Annotated in this window: 14 protein-coding genes; 1 reads left to right on the forward strand and 13 read right to left on the reverse strand. The window is 64.1% G+C overall.

Annotated features, from left to right (window positions below):
* Positions 1 to 35: 35 nt before the first annotated feature.
* Positions 36 to 1,823 (forward strand): long-chain-acyl-CoA synthetase, encoded by a 1,788-nt coding sequence (locus tag VFW93_RS08780; protein WP_329693619.1) that lies wholly within the window; start codon positions 36 to 38, stop codon positions 1,821 to 1,823.
* A gap of 139 nt (positions 1,824 to 1,962) precedes the next feature.
* Here the strand turns inward: VFW93_RS08780 and ftsZ are convergent, their stop codons facing one another.
* The 13 genes from ftsZ to rsmH all read right to left on the reverse strand — a co-directional run bounded on the left by ftsZ (position 1,963) and on the right by rsmH (position 19,743).
* Positions 1,963 to 3,225, reverse strand: coding sequence for a cell division protein FtsZ (ftsZ, locus tag VFW93_RS08785; RefSeq protein WP_329693620.1), 1,263 nt, complete (start codon positions 3,223 to 3,225; stop codon positions 1,963 to 1,965).
* Between the two features lie 57 nt (positions 3,226 to 3,282).
* Positions 3,283 to 4,512, reverse strand: coding sequence for a cell division protein FtsA (gene ftsA / locus VFW93_RS08790; RefSeq protein WP_329693621.1), 1,230 nt, complete (start codon positions 4,510 to 4,512; stop codon positions 3,283 to 3,285).
* A 13-nt stretch (positions 4,513 to 4,525) separates the two neighbouring features.
* The gene (locus VFW93_RS08795) at positions 4,526 to 5,422 is read right to left on the reverse strand and encodes a cell division protein FtsQ/DivIB (protein WP_329693622.1); all 897 of its coding nucleotides are present in this window, start codon (positions 5,420 to 5,422) and stop codon (positions 4,526 to 4,528) included.
* Positions 5,423 to 5,457: 35 nt separating this feature from the next.
* Entirely contained in the window at positions 5,458 to 6,429 is a 972-nt protein-coding gene (locus VFW93_RS08800) for a D-alanine--D-alanine ligase (RefSeq protein WP_329693623.1), read from the reverse strand.
* 201 nt (positions 6,430 to 6,630) lie between these two features.
* Positions 6,631 to 8,040 carry a UDP-N-acetylmuramate--L-alanine ligase gene (gene murC, locus VFW93_RS08805; RefSeq protein WP_329693624.1) on the reverse strand — a complete coding sequence of 470 codons (1,410 nt, stop codon included), beginning with the start codon at positions 8,038 to 8,040 and terminating at the stop codon, positions 6,631 to 6,633.
* Positions 8,037 to 9,146, reverse strand: a complete 1,110-nt coding sequence (gene murG / locus VFW93_RS08810) for an undecaprenyldiphospho-muramoylpentapeptide beta-N-acetylglucosaminyltransferase (RefSeq protein ID WP_329693625.1) — start codon at positions 9,144 to 9,146, stop codon at positions 8,037 to 8,039. The genes murC and murG overlap by 4 nt, the downstream gene beginning before the upstream one ends.
* On the reverse strand, positions 9,143 to 10,432 hold the full coding sequence (ftsW, locus tag VFW93_RS08815) for a putative lipid II flippase FtsW (protein WP_414639627.1): 1,290 nt from the start codon (positions 10,430 to 10,432) through the stop codon (positions 9,143 to 9,145). The genes murG and ftsW overlap by 4 nt, the downstream gene beginning before the upstream one ends.
* Positions 10,429 to 12,261 (reverse strand): UDP-N-acetylmuramoyl-L-alanine--D-glutamate ligase, encoded by a 1,833-nt coding sequence (murD, locus tag VFW93_RS08820; RefSeq protein ID WP_329693626.1) that lies wholly within the window; start codon positions 12,259 to 12,261, stop codon positions 10,429 to 10,431. The genes ftsW and murD overlap by 4 nt, the downstream gene beginning before the upstream one ends.
* A gap of 25 nt (positions 12,262 to 12,286) precedes the next feature.
* Positions 12,287 to 13,465, reverse strand: a complete 1,179-nt coding sequence (gene mraY, locus VFW93_RS08825; RefSeq protein ID WP_329693627.1) for a phospho-N-acetylmuramoyl-pentapeptide-transferase — start codon at positions 13,463 to 13,465, stop codon at positions 12,287 to 12,289.
* Positions 13,455 to 16,436 carry a bifunctional UDP-N-acetylmuramoyl-L-alanyl-D-glutamate--2,6-diaminopimelate ligase MurE/UDP-N-acetylmuramoyl-tripeptide--D-alanyl-D-alanine ligase MurF gene (gene murF, locus VFW93_RS08830; protein ID WP_329693628.1) on the reverse strand — a complete coding sequence of 994 codons (2,982 nt, stop codon included), beginning with the start codon at positions 16,434 to 16,436 and terminating at the stop codon, positions 13,455 to 13,457. Before murF ends, mraY begins: the two co-directional genes overlap by 11 nt.
* Entirely contained in the window at positions 16,437 to 18,389 is a 1,953-nt protein-coding gene (locus tag VFW93_RS08835) for a penicillin-binding protein 2 (protein ID WP_329693629.1), read from the reverse strand.
* Complete coding sequence (ftsL, locus tag VFW93_RS08840) at positions 18,386 to 18,691, reverse strand: cell division protein FtsL (RefSeq protein ID WP_329693630.1); 306 nt, start codon at positions 18,689 to 18,691, stop codon at positions 18,386 to 18,388. The genes VFW93_RS08835 and ftsL overlap by 4 nt, the downstream gene beginning before the upstream one ends.
* On the reverse strand, positions 18,688 to 19,743 hold the full coding sequence (gene rsmH, locus VFW93_RS08845) for a 16S rRNA (cytosine(1402)-N(4))-methyltransferase RsmH (protein WP_329693631.1): 1,056 nt from the start codon (positions 19,741 to 19,743) through the stop codon (positions 18,688 to 18,690). Before rsmH ends, ftsL begins: the two co-directional genes overlap by 4 nt.
* Positions 19,744 to 19,746 lie beyond the last annotated feature (3 nt).

The following is a 19,746-nucleotide window of genomic DNA, read 5'->3' on the forward strand; positions in this document are numbered from 1 at the left end:
TCCCATAAACAGGCCCCGCGCACTAGACTGCCCGGATGGCCAGTCAAACGATCAATTTTTTCCAATGGACAGGCGGTGTCCTGCGTACCGCCCCTGCTCTGCCCAGCGTGGTCAAGGGCTTGTGGAACCTTGTCACGCTCAAGCCGGATCAGATCGGATCGCTGGGGCTGCGCTATGCCGAACTGGCCGCCAGACAACCTGATGCGCCTGCGCTGATCTTTGAAGGTCGCACCTGGACCTACGCGCAATTCAACGCCTGGGCCAATCAGATTGCCCACAGCCTGGAAGCCGCCGGCATCCGCCAAGGTGACTCGGTTGGCGTGCTGATGGAAAACCGGGCCGAGCTGATGGCCTGTGTGCTGGGTATCGTCAAGCTGGGCGCCATCGCCACCTTGCTCAACAACCAGCAACGCGGCGAGCCGCTGGCGCACAGCCTGCGCATCACCAAGCCTCGCGTGGTGATCTTCGGCGAAGAATGCGTCGAGGCCTTTGACAGCATCGTGCCAGCGTTGCGTGCAGAACTCTGCCCGCAATGGTGGTTTGAAGGTGCCTCCGCCGGCCCTGCCGGTACGGACAGCCTGCGTCGCCGCACGCTCAAGGCCGAGACCAGCAACCCGCCGCAAACCGCGCAGATCAAGCTGCGCCAGCCCTGCTTCCACATCTTCACGTCGGGCACCACCGGCATGCCCAAGGCCTCGGTGATGACGCACTACCGCTGGCACCGCTGCATGGCCGGCCTGGGCCAACTCGGCATGCGCCTCAAGTCGGACGACGTGCTGTACTGCCCGCTGCCCATGTACCACAACAACGCCCTGACGGTATCGTGGAGTTCGGTGATTGGTGCGGGTGCCTGCATGGCCCTGGGCCGCAAGTTCAGTGCCACACGCTTCTGGGACGAGATCCGCGCCAACAAGGCCACGGCGTTCTGCTACATCGGCGAGTTGTGCCGTTACCTGCTCAACCAGCCCGCCAAGGCCACGGATCAGCAGCACGGCGTGCGCACCATCATCGGCAACGGCCTGCGCCCTGACATCTGGGAAACCTTCCAGACGCGCTTCAACATCCCGCACATTGCCGAGTTCTACACGGCCAGCGAGTGCAACCTGGCCTTCGTCAACGCCTTCAACTTCAAGGGCACAGCGGGCTATTGCCCCCTGCCCTACGCCATCGTGGCGTTTGACGTCGAGAACGAGACGCCCATCCGTCAAGCTGACGGCACCATGCGCAAAGTGGGCAAGGGCGAATGCGGTCTGCTGCTGACCGAGATCACCGACAAGGCGCCGCTGGACGGCTACACGGACAGCAAGGCCACCGAGGCGAAGGTCTTCCGCCATGTGTTCAAGAAGGGCGATGCCTGGTTCAACACCGGCGACCTGATCCGCGACATGGGCTTCGGCCACATCGGCTTTGTAGACCGCGTGGGCGACACCTTCCGCTGGAAGGGCGAGAACGTGGCCACGACCGAAGTCGAAGCCGCGCTGGGCACGATCGACGGCATTGAAGAAGCCGTGGTGTATGGCGTGGAAGTGCCTGGGGCCGATGGCCGCGCCGGCATGGCCGCCATCCGCTGGGACGACAGCAAGGGCCACATCGATGGTGCGGCGCTGGCAGCGGCCTTGCACAAGGCCTTGCCCAAATATGCCGTGCCCCTGTTCATCCGCGTGCGCGAAGAACACGAAGTCACCGCGACCTTCAAGCACCGCAAGGTGGAACTCAAGCGCGAAGGCTTCGACGTGGACAAGGTCGAAGACGACCTGTATGCCCTGGGTGAAAACGGCTACGAACTGATGCAGCGCGCCCACCCTGTGGCCAGGCGCGCCTGATCCTTCAACCTGATTGTTTGTTGGTATTGCTGCGTTGCCGGCAAAGCCGAAAAAGCCAAAAGCCCCCCGCACCATCAGGCGCGAGGGGAAAAAGACTTGGCAACGGTACGCGCTGACTGACTAGGTCAGCGTCTGGCTATCAGTCAGCCTGCTTGCGCAGAAAAGCCGGGATCTCGATTTCATCCATGCCGTTGCTGGCCAGGGCGTCCACCTTGGCAGCCGCTTGCGTACGACCACTGCGCCACACGCTGGGCGTGTTCAGGCCGCTGAAGTCGTTGCCGCCAGCGCTGGCGTGGCCCATGCCAGCCAGGCCGCCGGCCAGACCTTGGGCGTGACCCGCGTGGCCGATAGGCTGCGTCAGCACGGGGATGTTGTCGGTGCCGGTGCGCTGGAAGACTTGCGTCTGCGGTGCGCTGTGGACCACGGTCATCGGGGCTTGCTGGCGCTTGGAGCCGCACAGGCCGGTGGCGATCACGGTCACGCGCAGCTGGTCGCCCAGGCTTTCGTCGTAGGCCGTACCGTAGATGACGTGTGCATCTTCAGCGGCGTAACGACGGATGGTGTTCATGGCGTTGCGCGACTCGCTCAGCTTGAAGCTGGACTTGCCTGCAGCGATCAGTACCAGCACGCCACGTGCGCCGGACAGGTCGATGCCTTCCAGCAACGGGCAGGCCACAGCGGCTTCGGCAGCCTTGGTAGCACGGTCGGGGCCACCAGCCGTGGCGGTGCCCATCATGGCCTTGCCAGGCTCGCTCATCACGGTCTTGACGTCTTCGAAGTCGACGTTCACCAGACCGGGGATGTGGATGATGTCGGAGATGCCGCCGACGGCGTTCTTCAGCACGTCGTTGGCCTTGCCGAAAGCTTCTTCCTGCGTGACGTCGTCACCCAGCACTTCCAGCAGCTTCTCGTTGAGCACGACGATCAGCGAGTCGACGTTGGCTTCGAGTTCGTTCAAGCCGGTGTCAGCCTGCTTCATGCGGCGGTTGCCTTCGAATTCGAAAGGCTTGGTCACCACGCCCACGGTCAGGATGCCCATCTCCTTGGCCACACGTGCGATCACAGGTGCCGCACCGGTGCCAGTGCCGCCACCCATGCCCGCGGTGATGAACACCATGTGGGCGCCGTCCAGGGCGGCACGGATCTGGTCCACGGCTTCTTCAGCAGCGGCCTTGCCGGCTTCAGGTTTCGCACCTGCACCCAGGCCGGAGTTGCCCAGTTGCAGTTGCATTTCGGCGCTGGAGCGCAGCAGAGCTTGCGAGTCCGTGTTGGCGCAGATGAACTGCACGCCTTGCACGCCTTGCGAGATCATGTGCTCGACAGCGTTACCGCCGCCGCCCCCCACACCGATCACCTTGATCTGTGTGCCCATATCGAAGTTGTCGATCATCTCGATTGCCATGTCGTACCTCTTTTTTAATCAAGCAGTTGCCAATTGAAATCGTACCAAGTTCGGCTCTTAAAAATTGCCGACGAACCAATCGCGTACACGACCAAACAAGGTCTGAACAGACCCGGCTTGTTGTGCCGCCTTCATCCCGCGCATGCGCGCGAGTCTTGCCTCTTCGAGCAAGCCCATGACGGTGGCCGAGCGAGGGCTGGCCACCATGTCGTGCAGTGCGCCTGAGTACAAGGGCGTGCCCTTGCGCACAGGCTTCAGGAAGATGTCTTCGGCCAGTTCGACCATGCCCGGCATGACGGCCGAGCCGCCTGTGAGCACGATGCCGGAAGACAGCAACTCTTCATAACCAGACTCGCGGATCACCTGATGGACCAGCGAGAAAATTTCTTCAACGCGAGGCTCGATCACGCCGGCCAGTGCCTGACGCGAGAGCATGCGTGGGGCACGGTCACCGAGGCCGGGCACTTCAACCTGTTCATTGGGATCGGCCAGCAGTTGCTTGGCCACACCGAAGTCCACCTTGATGTCTTCAGCGTCCTTCGTGGGTGTGCGCAGGGCCATCGCGATGTCGCTGGTGATGAGGTCACCGGCAATCGGGATCACAGCCGTGTGGCGCACGGCACCATCCGTGAAGATGGAAACGTCTGTCGTGCCGGCGCCGATATCGACCATGGCCACACCAAGCGACTTCTCGTCTTCGGTGAGCACGGCTGCAGAAGATGCGGAGGGATTGAGGACCAGCTGTTCGGCCTCCAAGCCGCAGCGACGAACACACTTGACGATGTTTTCAGCAGCGCTCTGGGCCCCGGTCACGATGTGCACCTTGACCTCGAGGCGACCGCCAGACATGCCGATTGGCTCTTTGACCTCATGGCCGTCAATGATGAACTCTTGGGGCTCAACAAGCAATAGGCGTTGATCATTAGGGATGTTGATCGCCTTCGCTGTTTCCACCACACGTTGCACGTCGATGGGCGCGACTTCCTTGTCTCGCACGATGACCATGCCCGTGCTGTTCTGACCGCGGATGTGGCTGCCGGTGATGCCTGTCCACACGCGGCTGATCTTGCAATCGGCCATCAGCTCGGCCTCTTTCAAGGCCTGTTGAATGGACTGCACGGTGGCGTCGATGTTGACGACCACGCCACGCTTGAGGCCATGGCTTGGCGCCACGCCCAGACCTGCCAGCCGCAGGTCTCCACCGGGCATGACTTCGGCCACGACCGCCATCACTTTGGCGGTGCCGATGTCCAGCCCGACGACCAGATCCTTGTATTCCTTGGCCATGGTGTGTGTGGATTTATCTGGTTGAAGACGAAGGTTTGTTGCTGTTCGGCGTGCCATGGGCAGGCACCGGCTTCGCAACGGCGGGTTTCTTGATCACAGGGGCCTTCTGGCCATCCTGCAAGGTGGTCAGGCCGCGCAGCTTGACCGCGTAGCCTTCCGGATAGCGCAAGTCGGCATGAGCCAGCGGCGCCGGATATTGGTGCTTGAGTTCAGGCAGCGTGCGCACGAAGCGTTCGGTTCGCGCCACGACCTCTTCCAGGCTACCGCGGCCGAGTTCGATCGTGGCTTCGTTGTCCATCTCGACACTCCAGGAGCCGCGCTCGGTGAGCTTGAGCGTGTCAATCTCGCCCAGCGAACTCATCACGGGTTGCAGGCGGTGCAGCATGTCGAGCATGGCCTTGGCTTCGCCGGCCGTCGGGTTGGGCGGGGCTTCGAGCGTAGGCAGGTGTTCGTCTTCCACGTCACCCAGGTTGGCATCGAACACTTCACCATAGGTGTTGACCAACTGGTCTTCACGGTCTTCGTGATGCCAGTAGGCGGCCGGGCGATGCTCTTCAAGCACGACGCGCAACTCGTTGGGCCACACGCGGCGCACCACCGCCTTGCGAACCCAGGGCACGGACTCGAAGATCTCGCGGCTGCGGTTGAGGTTGGCGTTGAAGAAGCCGCCATGCATGCGGGGCACGATGTTGGCGCGCACCGTGGCCACGTTGTTGCGTTGCAGGTCGCCTTCCAGTTGCACCTTCTGCAGATTGAAGTACGGCAGACGCGTCAGCTTGGTGACGCCGGCTGCCAGCAACAGCCCGATCGCCACCACCAGCAAGGCGGAGGCGGCAGCGTTCATCCAGAGGACGTCTTGCGGCGTCTCTTCCGATGCGCTGTAGCTGTTGAGGGCGGCGGCGGCCTGCATGGCGGTGAGGGCGGCTTTCTGTCGGTTGTGATCGGTTAGCGGACGCTGTCCAGGCTGGCCGAAGCCAGGAGGTGGACACAGAGTTGTTCATAGCTCAGCCCCGCCACCTTGGCGGACATGGGGACGAGCGAGTGGCCGGTCATGCCCGGCGAGGTGTTGATCTCCAGCAGGAAGGGCTGACGGTCGGACTTGCGGATCATCACGTCGGCACGGGCCCAGCCGCGGCAACCCAGGGTCTTGAAGGCACGGACCACTTCGCGCTGGATCTCGGCTTCCTCGTCGGCATCCAGGCCACTCGGGCACAGGTAGCGCACCGTGTCGGTGAAGTACTTGTTCTGGTAGTCGTAGTTGCCGTCTGGCGCCTGGATGCGGATGATGGGCAGCGCCTTGGCTTCGCCATCCACGATCAGGACCGGGCAAGTGCTTTCTTCGCCATCGATGAATTGCTCGCACAGCACTTCAGGATCGTGCTGGGCGGCAGCGGCATAGGCCGCAGCACACTGGCTGACGTCCGTCACCTTGGTCAGGCCAATGGAAGAACCTTCGCGAGAAGGCTTGACGATCATCGGTGCGCCCAGCGCGGTCAAGGCGTGGGCGCATTCCTCGGCACTCGACACCATGCGCCACTCGGGTGTGGGCAGACCTTCAAAGCGCCAGATGCGCTTGGTCATGATCTTGTCCATGGCGATGCTTGACGCCATCACACCTGAGCCGGTGTAAGGGATCTTCAGTAGCTCCAGGGCACCTTGCACAGTGCCGTCTTCGCCACCGCGGCCATGCAAGGCGATGAAGCAGCGGTCTACGCCTTCGGCCTTCAGCTCCTGCAAGGGACGCTCGGCAGGGTCAAAGGCAAAGGCGTTCACGCCTTGCGATTGCAGGGCCTTGAGCACGCCCGAGCCCGACATGATGGACACATCACGCTCGGCCGAGGTGCCACCGAACAGCACGGCCACCTTGCCCAGGCTGGCCGGGTCGACACGGGGAGGTTGAAGGGAAATCATGCTCATATCAATTGCTCCCTCCGCCGCGCACATCGGTATCACCAAGCGGACGCCGCAGATCCGGCTTTGCCGGGCTGCTGGCGTGCCTTGCAGGCCGCGCCGTGGCCAAAGCCCCGGCTCCTCGCCAGGCACGGAAGGTCCACTGGACCTTCCGTGTCCGCGCTCGGCCCCCTAGAGGGGAAACGCCAAAGGCGCTTCGGAGGTGGTTCATTTCTTGTCCTTCAACAGCTCTGCGACCTTGCCGGCCACGGTGCCGATCGAGCCCGCGCCCATGCAGATCACCACATCGCCACCACGGGCGTTGCTGGCGATGACCTGCGGCAGCTCGGCCACGTCGTCCACGAAAATCGGTTCCACCTTGCCGGCCACTCGCACGGCACGGGTCAGGGCGCGGCCATCGGCTGCCACGATGGGCGCCTCGCCTGCGGCATACACCTCGGTCAGCAACACGGCGTCGGCCGTGCCCAGCACCTTGACGAAGTCCTCAAAGCAATCGCGGGTGCGGGTGTAGCGGTGCGGCTGGAAGGCCAGCACCAGACGTTGACCTGGGAAGGCGCCACGTGCGGCACTGATCACGGCAGCCATCTCGACCGGGTGGTGACCGTAGTCGTCGATCAGCGTGACCTGACCGCCATCCGTGGTCTTGAATTCGCCGTAGCGCTGGAAGCGACGGCCCACACCGGTGAACTCGCCCAGGGCCTTGATGATGGGCTCGTCGGGCAGTTCGATTTCGGTGGCCACGGCGATGGCCGCCAGCGCGTTGAGCACGTTGTGCACGCCGGGCAGGTTCAGCGTGACGGTGATGTCGGGCATGACCACGCCGTTGCGACGCTGCACCACAAAGCGCATCTGCCCACCGGCCAGGGCTTCGACGTTGACCGCACGCACCTGGGCGTCTTCACCGAAACCATAGGTGATCACGGGGCGCGAGATGAACGGGATGATGGAGCGCACACCCGGATCATCGGCACACAGGATGGCCGAGCCGTAGAAGGGCATGCGGTGCAGGAAGTCCACGAAAGCCTGCTTGAGCCTGGCGAAGTCGTGGCCATAGGTGTCCATGTGGTCGGCATCGATGTTCGTGACGACCGACAGCACGGGCAGCAGGTTCAGGAAGGAGGCATCCGACTCATCCGCCTCGACCACGATGTACTCGCCCTTGCCCAGCGCCGAATTGGCACCGGCACTGTTGAGCTTGCCGCCGATCACGAAGGTCGGGTCCACGCCGGCTTCGGCCAGGATGGAGGTGACCAGCGAGGTCGTCGTGGTCTTGCCATGTGTTCCGGCTATCGCGATGCCTTTGCGCAGGCGCATCAACTCGGCCAGCATCACGGCGCGCGGCACCACGGGAATGCGTTTGGCACGGGCCGCGATGACCTCGGGGTTGTCGCCCTTCACGGCGGTGGAGGTGACCACGGCCTCGGCGCCTTCAATGTGCGCGGCGTCATGCCCGACATGGACATGGATGCCCAGCGAAGCCAGGCGGCGCGAAGTGGCGCTGTCGGACTGGTCAGAACCTGAGACGGTGTAGCCCAGATTGTGGAGGATCTCGGCGATGCCGCTCATGCCGGCACCACCGATGCCGACGAAGTGAATGTGTTTCACGGCGTGCTTCATGGGGACGCCTTTGCTTTGGTTTGGGGTTTCACGTTTTGCTCGATGGCATCGGCCACAGCGGCGGCCGATTGCAGACGGGCCAGACCACGAGCCTTGATGGCCATCGCGGCCAGACCGGTGCGGTTGAGCGACTGGATCAGCTCGGCCAACTTGGCGGGATTGAGTTCGGCTTGCGGCAAGTGAATGGCTGCACCGTTGTCGGCCATGTACTGGGCGTTGTCACGCTGGTGGGCCGTGGTCGACACCACCAGTGGCACCAGGATGCTGGGCACGCCGGCCGCACACAACTCGCTCACCGTGATGGCGCCCGCACGGCCGATGATCACGTCGCACTCGGCCAGGCGTTGCGGCATGTTGTTGATGAAGGGCAGGACTTCGGCATCCTTGCCAGGGTTCAGGCCTGCCTTGACGTAGTCGGCCTTGACCGCTTCGAAGTTGGCCATGCCGGTCTGGTGTGTGATCAGCGGGCGCTGTTCAGGCGGGAGCATGGCCAGCGCAGCGGGCACGGCGTCGTTGAGCGCCTTGGCGCCCAGGCTGCCACCCACGATCAACACGCGCAGCGGGCCAGTTCGGTTGGCAAAGCGCTCGCTCGGGTGAGCGATGGCCTCGATGTCGGCGCGCACGGGGTTGCCGGTCACGCGGGCCACCTTGTGTTGCGCAGCAGGGCCGTCAAAGCCACATGCCAGCACATCGGTGATGGGCAACAGCGCACGGTTGCTGAGCAACATGGCTGCATCGGCATTAACCAGCACCAGGGGCAGGCCGCGCGCCACACCCATCAGGCCACCAGGGAAGCACACGTAACCACCCATACCCAGCACGGCATCGGCCTGGCGGGTCTTCAGAATCTTGAAGCAATCCGCGAAGGCCTTGAGCAGGCGCACGCCACCAAACAGCGTGTCCTTCATGTTCTTGCCGCGCAGGCCATTGAAGGCGATCGCGTCCATGGGGATGCCAGTGGGCGGCACCAGGCGGTTTTCCATGCCACCCGTGGTGCCCAGCCAGCTCACGGTCCAGCCGCGGCGCTTCATTTCATCGGCCACAGCCAGGCCGGGCATGATGTGCCCGCCGGTGCCGGCCGCCATGATGACGAGGTGACGGCTCATGCTCGGCCTCCGCGCATGAGTTGGCGGTTCTCGATGTCGACCCGCAGGCAAATCGCCAGCGCAATGCAGTTGAGCATCACGCCCGAACCGCCGAAACTCATCAAAGGCAAGGTCAGCCCCTTGGTGGGCAGCACGCCCAGATTCACACCCATGTTGATGAAGGCCTGGCCTCCCATCCACACCGCCACGCCTTGCGCGACCAGGCCGGCAAACACACGGTCGAGCGCGATGGCCTGGCGGCCGATGTTGAACAGGCGCACCACCAGCCAGAAGAAGGCCAGGATCACGATGGCCACACCGATGAAGCCCAGTTCCTCGCCGATCACGGCCAGCAGGAAGTCCGTGTGGGCTTCGGGCAGGTAATGCAGTTTTTCCAGGCTGGAGCCCAGGCCTTCACCAAAGATCTCGCCACGGCCAAAGGCGATCAGGGAGTGGGTCAGCTGGTAGGCCTTGCCCAAGGCGTTCTTTTCCGACCAGGGATCCAGATAAGCAAAGATGCGCTCACGACGCCAGGGGCTGAGCGTCACCATCAGGGTGAAGGCGCCCAGCAGCACGGCCGTGATCAGGAAGAACATGCGGCCGTTCACCCCCCCCAGGAAGAGAATCGCCATGGCGATCGTGGCGATCACCATGAAGGCGCCCATGTCGGGCTCGGCCAGCAGCAAGAGGCCCACCACGCCCACCGCTACCGCCATCGGGGCCACGGCACGGAAGAAGTGCTCCTTCACGTCCATCTTGCGCACCATGTAGTCGGCCGCGTACAGCGTGATGGCCAGCTTGGCCAGCTCGGATGGCTGGAAGTTCATGATGCCCAGCGGCAACCAGCGCCGCGCGCCATACACCACCTTGCCCACATGCGGGATCAGCACCAGGATCAGCAGGATCAGGGACACGACAAACAGCCACGGCGCCATCTTTTCCCAGGTGGACATCGGTATCTGCGTGACCACTGCTGCCACAGACACGGCCATGATGATGGACACCAGGTGGCGCGTGAAGAAGAAGGTTGGTGTGTAGTTCGAGAAGCGCGGGCTGTCCGGCAGGGCAATGGTGGCCGAATAGACCATCACCAGGCCCATGGCCAGCAAGGCGATGGTCAACCACACCAGCGGTTGGTCGAAGCCCATGACCTTGGATGGCTGCGAGGATGTCACGTTGACGAAGTCACGCACCGGCAGCGGGCCGGCGCCCTCGTTGTCGCCGCGCTTGCCCAGCAGGCCGCGCAGCTTGCTCATCAGGCTCAGGCCTGTTGCTGAAACTTTGGTTTGAACGGTGGCGTCGCTCATGCGATGTCTCCTCGTTCGTGGATCAGTTCCTGCACGGTGTTGACGAACACCTCGGCACGGTGGCCGTAGTTGCGGAACATGTCCAGGCTGGCGCATGCCGGGCTCAACAACACGGCATCACCTTGTCGAGCCTGCTCGAAGCACCAGCGGGTCGCGGCTTCCAGGCTGTCATGGCGCTGCATGGGCAGCTTGTCGCCGCCAGGGGTCAAGGCGTCAGCCAGTGCGGCTTCAATGGCTTGCGCGTCACGACCGATCAAGGCCACGGCGCGCGCATAGCGGCCAACCGGATCGGCCAGCGGCGCGAAGTCCTGCCCCTTGCCATCACCACCCAGAATCACCACCAGCTTGCCGCCAGACAGATCGGAGCCCAGGCCTTGCAGGGCGGCCACGGTGGCCCCCACATTGGTGCCCTTGCTGTCATCGATCGCATCGATGCCGCCCATCGTGGCCACATGCTCGACACGATGCGGCTCGCCGCGGTATTCGCGCAGGCCATGCAGCATTGGCGCCAGGGGGCAGCCAATCGCCGTGGCCAGCGCCAGCGCAGCCAGTGCGTTGGATGCGTTGTGACGACCACGGATGCGCAAGGCATCTGCAGGCATCAGGCGCTGCAGCACGATCTCGACTTCTTCGCCCTTCTTGAGCTTGATCGTCGGGTCGGCTTCGCGGGCACGCATCAGCCACGCCATGCCCGCTTCGGTCACCAGCCCAAAGTCGCCAGGGCGACGCGGCGCATCCAGGCCAAAGTACACGACATCGCGGTACACGGTCTTCGCAGGACGACCACGCACACCGGACTTGATGACTTCGGGCGGCGGCACCATGTCCATCACGACCGGGTCATCGCGGTTGATCACCATGATGCCGTTCTTGCCGAAGATACGGGCCTTGGCTGCCGCATAGGCCGCCATGCTGCCGTGCCAGTCCAGGTGATCCTGCGTGATGTTGAGTACCACGGCGGCATCCGGCGCGAAGTTGCTCACGCCATCGAGCTGGAAGCTGGACAGCTCCAGCACCCAGGCCTGGGGCAAAACTTCAAAGGTGGGCGCAGCCGGTGGCGGTGGTGCCAGTTCGATCAGGGGCGCATCCGCGTCGTCAGACAAGGGGGTGACAGGCGGCTCGGCATCCTCGGGTTGCTCGATGTCTGTTGGCTCAGTCTCAGGCTGCATCTCGTCGATCGCCTCGGCATGCGCATCCGCTTCGACCGGGGCATCCAGCGCGGCGTCCGAAGGCTGCGAAACAGCATCCGGCTCGACGACCTCTGCAGCCGTGTCACCTTCAGCCGCCTGGCCTGCAGCCTCTTCCTGCAAAGGCTGCGGCTCCTGCTCCAGCGCAATGCGCAAGGTGTCGAGCAAGGTCGGGCCGATGTTGCCAGCCAGCCCCACACGCAAGCCAGCACGCTCGATCAGCCTGGCCGTGAGCGAGGTGGTGGTGGTCTTGCCGTTGGTGCCGGTGATGGCCACTACCTTGGGCGCATAACCCATGTCGGTCTTGAGATCGGCCAGCGCCGTGGCGAACAGCGACAGCTCGCCGCGCACCGGAATACCCAGTTCATCCGCCCGGGCCATCAAGGCCGACACATCGGGGGCGTTGGGCATCAGGCCCGGGCTCTTGAGCACAAGGTTGACGCCATCGAGCAAGGCCACATCCAGACCATGATGCAACGTGGCCGCGGGCACATCGTTGCGCAGCGTCGCAGCCTGTGGCGGGTTGGCGCGCGTATCGGCCACGCGCACCGTCGCACCGCACCGGGCGCACCAGCGCGCCATGGCCAGGCCTGAGTCACCCAGACCCAGGATCAGCACGGTGAGATCACGTAAGTAGTGCATGGTTGGCTAGAACTCGATATCGCGATCAACGCAGCTTGAGGGTGGACAGCCCCAGCAGGCACAGCAGCATGGTGATGATCCAGAAACGGACCACGACCTGCGTCTCTTTCCAGCCGGATTTTTCGAAGTGGTGATGCAGCGGCGCCATCAGCAAAATACGACGGCCTTCGCCGTATTTCTTCTTCGTATATTTGAAGTAGCTCACCTGCACCATCACTGACAAGGCTTCGAGAACAAAAACCCCGCCCATCAAGGCCAGCACGATCTCTTGCCGCACGATGACCGCGATGGTTCCTAAAGCACCGCCAAGTGCCAAGGCCCCCACGTCGCCCATGAAGACCTGGGCGGGGTAAGCGTTGAACCAGAGGAAGGCCAGGCCCGCTCCGGATAGGGCCGCGCAGAACACCAGCAGTTCACCTGCGCCCGGAATGTGCGGCAGCAACAGGTACTTGGCGAACACGGCGTTGCCCGTGACATAACAGAAGATGCCCAGCGAGGCCGACACCATCACCACCGGCATGATGGCCAGACCATCGAGGCCGTCGGTGAGGTTCACGGCATTGCTGGTGCCCACGATCACGATGTAGGTCAGCACCATGAAGCCCCACACGCCCAGTGGGTAGCTCATGGTCTTGAAGAAGGGCACGATCAGGTCGGCCTTCGGCGGCAGGTCGTTGGAGAAGCCCGACTGGATCCAGCGGAAAAACAACTCGATCACGCGCAGATTGTTGGTCTCCGACACGCTGAAGGCCAGGTAGATGGCGGCGATCAACCCGATGATGGATTGCCAGAAGTACTTCTCACGCGAAGGCATGCCCTCGGGGTCCTTGAGCACCACCTTGCGCCAGTCATCGACCCAGCCAATGGCGCCAAAGCCGGTGGTCACGATCATCACGATCCACACGAAGCGGTTGGCCCAGTCGAACCACATCAGCGTCGACAGGCCGATGGCCAGCAGGATCAAGGCGCCACCCATGGTGGGCGTGCCGCGCTTCGTCAGGTGCGTCTCCATGCCGTATTCACGGATGGGCTGACCGATCTTGAGCTCGGTGAGCTTGCGGATCACAAAGGGCCCCAGGAACAGACCGATCAGCAGCGCCGTCATGGCCGCCATGACCGAACGGAAGGTCAGATACTGGAAGACACGCAGGAAACCCCACTCGGGGTGCAAGCCTTGAAGCCACAGTGCAAGACTAAGCAGCATGGGCACCTCCCGCCTGAGCACTCAGGACAGCGACAACTTGTTCCATCTTCATGAAGCGTGAACCCTTGACCAGCACCGAGGCCGCAGCCGGGGCCTGGTTCAAGGTGGGCAGCGCAGCGACGATATCGGCCGCACTGCTGAAATGACGGGCCGTCTGCCCTTGATGCTCGCCGTAAGCCTGCGCTGCATGCGCGCACAACTCACCAGCCGTCCAGACATGTTCGATGCCACGTTCGCGGGCATAGGCGCCGACTTCCCTGTGGAAAGCCGGGCCTTGCGTTCCGACCTCGCCCATGTCACCCAGCACCAGCCAGCGCGGACCAGGCAGACCCGCCAGCATGTCGATGGCCGCACGCACGGAGTCGGGGTTCGCGTTGTAGCTGTCGTCCACCAGCGTGACAGGGCGACCTTCGATGCTGACGCAGCGCAGTTGCGAACGGCCCTTGACGGGCTCGAAGGCCTCCAGGCCTTGTGCAATCACCGGCAGCGGCACGCCGGCACCCAGCGCCGCGGCGGTGGAGGCCAGCGCATTGCGCACATTGTGCGCACCGGCCATCTTCAGGTTCACCCGGGCCGCGCCTTGCGCCGTGCTGATCTCGATCACCCAATGTGGCGTGGGCTCGGCCATCCAGGTGGCACGGCCTGTGACGGCGGCCGGGCCCTGCGTGGCGAAATCGAACTTGGGATAACCGTTGGCCTGCTCGCGCCAGATGGCGGCGAACTCGTCGTCGGCCGGGAACACGGCCACGCCGCTGCGCGACAGGGCCTGCAGCACGGTGCCGTTTTCGCGGGCCACGGCCTCGACCGTGTGCATGAACTCCTGGTGCTCGCGCTGCGCGTTGTTGACCAGGCCCACGGTGGGCGCGGCAATCGCGGCCAACTGGGCGATCTCGCCCGGGTGGTTCATGCCCAGCTCGACCACAGCACAACGGTGCTGCCCTTCACGCAAGCGCAGCAAGGTCAGGGGCACACCGATCTCGTTGTTGAAGTTGCCTTGTGTGGCCAGCGAGGCCTCAGGCGCACCTTGCGACACCACCCAGGCCTTCAGGATCGACGCGATCATCTGCGTGACCGTGGTCTTGCCATTGCTGCCGGTCACGCCGATCAGCGGGATGTCGAAGCGCGCACGCCAGCCGGACGCCAGCCAGCCCAGTGCGGCGCGCGTATCCGGCACGATCAGGCCAGGCAGGCCGCAGGTGTCCACACCATGCTGGGCCAGCACGGCCACGGCACCGGCGGCCTTGGCCTGCGGCAGGAAATCATGCGCATCAAAGCGCTCACCACGCAGCGCGACAAACAGATCGCCTGGCTGCAAGGTGCGGGTATCGGTGTGCACGCGGGCAATCGGTGTGGCGGGGTCACCCGACAACACCGAACCCGGCAGCAACTCATGGGCCAGGCCCAGGGTCATCATCATGGGAATAACTTGGCTAGGGACGGCGGGCGCGCGGCGCTTGAGCGCGGCTGCTGCCTCGTCCACATCTGAAAAAGGTGTCTTGACGCCAGCCACGTCTTGCGTGGCCTCATGGCCCTTGCCGGCGATCAGCACCACGTCACAGGCATCAGCCTGTTCCAGCGCATGCGCAATGGCGCCATGGCGGTCTTCGATCACATCAACCGTGTCTCGCCCGGCCACGCCGGCCAGGATCTGAGACAGGATGAAAGCGGGTGGCTCGCTGCGCGGGTTGTCGCTGGTGAGCACGACGCGGTCGGCGTGCTGCTCGGCCATGGCCCCCATCAGCGGGCGCTTGATCGGATCGCGGTCACCACCACAGCCGAACACGCACCACAGACGGCCACCACGCGCTTCGGCCACGGGGCGCAATGCCTGCAGGGCCTTGTGCAAGGCGTCGGGTGTGTGGGCGTAGTCCACCACCACCGTGGGCAACTCGATCTGTGGGTTGGGCGAAGCCACGATCTGCATGCGCCCCGGCACAGGCTGCAAGCCACTGCACACGCGAGCCGCATCGGCCAGCGGCACACCGAGCGCACGCAAGGCCCCCACCACGGCCAGCAGATTGGACACATTGAAAGTACCGATGACCGGCGCATGCACGGTGGCTCGGGCGATCTCGTGCGACAGGGCCTCATCACGCTCGATCAGGTCAAACACGATGCCTTGCTGCTGATAGCGGATGTGGGCGGCCTGCAAGCGGACCGCATCCTGCAAGCCATAGGACCAGCAAGCCAGACGACGACCACGTGCGTGATCCTGCAGGGCATGACCCATCGGATCATCGAGGTTCAGCACGGCGGCTTGCAAGCCTGGCCAATCGAACAGGCGACGCTTGGCCTGCCAGTAGGCCTCCATGCTGCCGTGGTAGTCCAGATGGTCTTGCGTGAAGTTGGTGAACTGAGCCACCTTCACATGCGTGGCATGCAGGCGCAACTCCTCAATGCCGATGGACGAAGCCTCGATGGCTGCGGCCTTCAGGCCCTGATCCACGAAGTCGCGGAAGGTGGCATGCAGCGTGATCGGATCGGGCGTGGTCAGCCCCGTGGGCTTGAACTCACCGGAACCGACTTGCCCCACACCCAAGGTACCGATGACGCCGCAGCCCTTGCCCAGGGCAGTCAGCGCCTGAGCCGTCCACCATGAGGTGGAGGTCTTGCCATTGGTGCCGGTCACGGCCACCACATCGAGTTCGGCGCTGGGCTCGGCATAGAAGCCGTGCGCGATCTCGGCACTGCGGGCCTTCAGGCCCGGCAAGGCGGCCACACGCGCGTCAGCAAATGCAAAGGCCTGCACGCCGTCGGCTTCGACCAGGCAGGCGCGTGCGCCGTCTTTCAGGGCCTGCTCGACAAAGGCACGGCCATCACGCGCCGCACCGGGCCAGGCGATGAAGCAAGCGCCCTCGGCGGCCAGGGCCTTCACCTGGCGGCTGTCCACCGTCAGGCTGGTGACGCCCCACTGGCGCAGCCAGCTCAGGGCTTCGTCGGTGGTGTGCAAGTGCAAAGTGGTCTGGCTCATTTAAAAGCTCTCCACTTCTGCGGGCTCGGTGCTGATGATCTTGGGCTGCACTTCCATGTCAGGCAGCACGCCCAGGCGAGCCAGAGTCTGTTGCACGACCTGGCTGAACACGGGCGCCGCCACATCGCCACCGAAGTACACGCCATTGCCGGGCTCATCGACCATCACGGCCACGACGATGCGCGGCTTGCTGATGGGCGCGATGCCCACGAACCAGGCGCGGTACTTGTTGCCCGCATAGCCCTTGCCTTCAACCTTGTGCGCCGTACCGGTCTTGCCGCCCACGCTGTAGCCCTGCGTCTGCGCCTTGGGCGCGGTGCCGCCAGGGCCGCACACCAGGTTGAGCATCTTGCGCACGGCACGCGCCGTTTCAGGCGAGATCACGCGGGTACCGCGCACTGGCACCAGCTCATCGCTGCCAACAGGCGCGGCATCAGCCACAGACGACGAAGCCGCCCCCGGACGGAAGGCGGTCTTGAAGGCCAGCACAGGGCGCTCGCTGTCATCCGATGTAGCTTTCGCCACTTTGCGGGCAGGGTCCCGGTCGTCACCTGGACCTTCCCGCTTCAGCAGCGAAATCGGGATCAATTCACCATCGCTGGCGAAGATCGTGTATGCGTGAGCCAGCTGGAACAAGCTGGCTGACAGGCCGTAGCCGTAACTCATGGTGACCTGCTCGATGCGACGCCAGGATTTGTAGGGGCGCAAACGCCCCGTCACCACACCAGGGAAGCCGATCTGCGGCTTCTGCCCCAGGCCCACCGAGGTGAACATTTCCCACATCTCGCGAGGCTGCATCTGCATGGCCATCTTGGCCGTGCCCACGTTGCTCGACTTCTGAATGACCTGCTCCACCGTGAGGTCGCCATGCGGATGGGAATCCGAAATGGTCGAACCGTCGATGGTCAGCTTGCCTGGCGCGGTGGAGATGATGGTCTCGGGCGTCACACGCCTGGTTTCGAGCGCCAGCGACACCACGATGGGCTTCATGGTCGAGCCCGGCTCGAAGGTGTCGGTCAGGGCGCGGTTGCGCAACTGCGCGCCCGTCAGGTTGCGGCGGTCATCGGGTGTGTAGCTGGGCACATTGGCCAGGGCCAGCACCTCGCCGGTCACGGCATCGAGCACCACCACGCTGCCAGCCTTGGCCTTGTGCAAGGCCACGGCATCGCGGATGCGTTGATAGGCATAGAACTGGATCTTGGCGTCGATCGACAGGCGAATGGCCTGGCCATCTTCAGCCGGCACGAGATCGCCCACCGACTCGACCACCCGACCCAGCCGGTCCTTGATCACATGGCGCGCGCCATCGCGGCCAGACAGCTGCTTCTGGTAGGCCAGCTCGATGCCTTCCTGGCCTTCGTCTTCGATGTTGGTGAAGCCCACGATGTGCGCGGCGGCCTCACCTTCAGGGTACTGACGCTTGGACTCGCGCAGCTCGTACACACCCTTGATCTTGAGCTCGGCCACCTTCTCGGCCACGCTGTCATCCACCTTGCGACGCAGCCACACGAAGTTGGGGCTGGAAGCCAGGCGTTTTTGCAGATCCACCAAAGGCATGCCCAGCAGCTTGGCCAGGGCGCGCAGCTCATTGGTGGAGGCGTCCATGTCCTTGGGGATGGCCCACAGGGACGGTGCCGGCACGCTGGAAGCCAGCATCTCGCCATTGCGATCCAGGATGCGACCGCGGTTGGCCTGCAGCTCGATGCGGCGCTCGTAGCGGCTGGCCCCTTGCTGCAGATAGAAGTCGTTGTGGACGATCTGGATCCAGGCGGCGCGCCCGATCAGCACGGCAAAGCCCAGGCCGATGGCGCCGATCAGGAACTTGACGCGCCAGGGCGGCGTGCGCGAAGCCAGCAAGGGGCTGGTGGCGTACCGCACCGTGGGCATGGCACCCGAGCCCTGCCGACGCGGCTTGCCACGAAGCTTGCGCATCAGATCGCCCAGGCGGCTCATGGCTGGCCTCCCTGGGTGGCCGCTGCCACGCCGGACGCAGACGTGTTCACGTAATGAGTGACAGCCGGGCTGTTGTTGAACATGCGCAGCTTCTCGCGCGCCAGCTTTTCAACACGCAGCGGCGTGGCCTGCGCGCGCTTGTCGAGCTGCAGACGCTCGAAATCGATCTGCAGCTCGTGCGATTGCGACTGGGCTTTCTCCAGCTCGACAAACAGATGGCGCGACTCATAGCTGGTGCGGACGAGCCAGAAACAGCTCAGCAGCAGCACGATGGCCAGCAGGATGTTGAGGCGCGCCATCATCGACGCCCCCCCTTCCCGCCAGCCTTGGACGATGACTTGCCGCCTTTGACCTTGCCACCTTTGGCGGGCCCCGCGACCAGCGCCTCGGACCAGGGCACATCGGTGCGCTCGGCCACACGCAGCACGGCCGAGCGTGAGCGTGGGTTGCCCGAGATCTCTTCAGCCGACGGCTTGATGCGCGCAATGGCGTCCAGCATCAAGGGTTTGGGCTGCGCGAACGGCACACGACGATCGACCTCCTCGCGGCTGTGCTTCGCGATGAAGGTCTTGACGATGCGGTCTTCCAGCGAATGGAAGCTGATGACCGAGAGGCGTCCGCCGGGCAGCAAGGTGGTCAAGGCAGACTCCAGCGCGTCTTCCAGCTCACCGAGTTCACGGTTGACGTGAATCCGAAGAGCCTGGAAGGTTCGGGTTGCGGGGTCTTGCCCGGCTTCACGGGTTTTGACCGTACGAGCCACGACCGCCGACAGCTCGGCGGTGGTTCGCACAGGGTGACCTTCATCGCGGCGAGCGACAAGCGCCTTTGCAATGGGCCAAGCAAACCGTTCTTCGCCGTAATCACGGATGACCTCCGCGATCTCGTCCGCCGAAGCGTGCGCCAGGTAGTCGGCTGCGCTCTCGCCTTGCGTCGTGTCCATGCGCATGTCCAGCGGCGCATCGAAGCGGAAGCTGAAACCGCGCGCCGGGTTGTCGATCTGCGGCGACGACACGCCGATGTCCATCAGCAGACCGTGCACACCAGGCAAGCCCAGATCGGCCACCACATCGGCCCACGACGAGAACGGTGCGTGCACGATCTGAAAGCGCGGATCGTGGATGGCATCGGGGCCCTGCGTGGCATGCGCGATCGCCTCCGGATCGCGATCCAGCGCAATCAGACGAGCCTGCGGACCCAGCTTCGACAACAGCAGACGCGAGTGCCCGCCACGCCCGAAGGTGGCATCCACGTAGACGCCCTGAGGATGCGGGCCGACGGCTGGATCCCACAAACCCTCGACCGCCTCGTGCAGCAGGACAGTTTGATGCTGCCAAGGTGTGACTCCTTCCTGCATCGC

The sequence above is a fragment of the Aquabacterium sp. genome (assembly GCF_036279675.1).
Lineage (GTDB): Bacteria > Pseudomonadota > Gammaproteobacteria > Burkholderiales > Burkholderiaceae_C > Aquabacterium.